The 1577-nt window shown below is 30.9% G+C and carries 2 protein-coding genes; both read right to left on the reverse strand.

All coding sequences use genetic code 11. The features are described from left to right. Positions 1–296 precede the first annotated feature (296 nt). Entirely contained in the window at positions 297–578 is a 282-nt protein-coding gene (locus tag U9R42_14535; protein ID MEA3497241.1) for a hypothetical protein, read from the reverse strand. Positions 579–587: 9 nt separating this feature from the next. After that, positions 588–1577 (reverse strand): RHS repeat-associated core domain-containing protein (locus tag U9R42_14540; GenBank protein ID MEA3497242.1); only part of this gene is annotated, 990 nt, incomplete at its 5' end.

Here is a 1577-nt window from a genome sequence, read left to right on the forward strand (position 1 = left end):
TTTATTTGAACGAAAAAAAGCCTTTAATTTCTGTAAAAGCTCTTTATATTTTATCAGCATTAAAAATGCTTATTAATAAAAAAGCGTAGATGCAATCTATGCTTAGTGGGGGGCTGATCTCCAAAAAACGCATGAAGGACAATTTAAACCAGATGTTACAACGATAAAAACTTTACGTTACAAAAACAAAAAGGCACAAGCAAATGCATTGTGCCAGTTTTTGTTTTTCTACAAGCTTGGACTATTGGATTATTGTTGCTGATAAGCCTGTATATTTCTTTACCATGCTAATTTAGTTAAAATATGGCACTGACATAAAATGCTAAAAATATTACTATATAAATCAAATATGTATAGATATTAATTTTTTTAATCAAATTATTAAAAATAGAATCATCCTTTTCATATTTAAAAGGAATAATTTTCATGTCATAGGAATCTCCCAAATGTTTACTAATGAAATTTATCAAACTTGGATATCTTATGTCTTTAGATGTCTGACATTTATATACAAGCCAACTTCTTATTATTGTAATAATAGCAAGAATACTCCATAATAAAATTTTAATAAATGTCATGATTACAAATTAATGAAGTTCTGAACTTTCTACTTCCTCTGGAGCATATCCTTTTAATGATTCATAATTCTTAGCATGAATTGCTGTTTTTGTTGGATCATAAGTAAACTTAGTATTTCCTCCTATAGCTTTTACCTCTGAAAATTCAAATATTGTTAATTTCGGAACAGAATAATCAGTTGAATTATCAAGGATACTCCAATTTATTGATTCATGAACAGGGCCTAATTTAGCTGTTGTAGTTAAGTTAAATTTATCATCGAGTGTAACAGAACCACCAATATATCCGACTTGAGATCCAACTTCAGCCGATGCACCATTATATAAAGCATTTGAAACTCCTTCCTCACTAATATTGGAATAAAATAAACTTGCAGCAGCACCATATGTAAGATCAAATCCTTTTCCAAAAAGGATAAATTTATCAGAACTCTCAGCTCCAACTTTTACTTCTGATTCCCATGTATATTTGGGCGGAGCTTTGTTGTAGTCTACAAGCTTAGGTAAATCTTTAGTTAAAGCAGTATATTGAAATAATTCGTGTTCTCCCTCCTTACCTTCATTATCAAAATTCCAATACTGTACTCTGGTTCTATTTTCATTCTGTAAAGTCGTAATTATTAATTTACCTGAACCAAGAGGACCAACCTCTCCAGTTAGTTTAATCAGATCATAGCTTGTAACTAAACAAAGTTCACCATTTTTATTATATTTCTTAATTTCAACTTTTTCTTCTAATCCATCAAGATCACTACACATAATTGGTTTATTCCCAGCAAACTGATAAGGAGTATACCATGGATAAGACTTTGTAAGAGGATCAACACTCAAAAATTTAGCGATTCTTGGATTGTATATCCTAAAACCATAATCATATTGATTCCCGGTACCTGAAACTTCATTGTCCATTTCTTTTCCATTGAACCCAAACCGATACTCAGCCAACGAATAGCCTCTATTCACCTGCAACATCCCAAACGGATAATAATCACTTGCTCC

This window comes from Bacteroidota bacterium (genome assembly GCA_034723125.1).
In the GTDB taxonomy this organism is placed as follows: domain Bacteria; phylum Bacteroidota; class Bacteroidia; order CAILMK01; family JAAYUY01; genus JAYEOP01.

Bases quoted from the DNA above. Each gene is read 5' to 3' on its own strand.
- U9R42_14535 (MEA3497241.1), bottom strand. From the start codon at position 578: ATGACATTTATTAAAATTTTATTATGGAGTATTCTTGCTATTATTACA.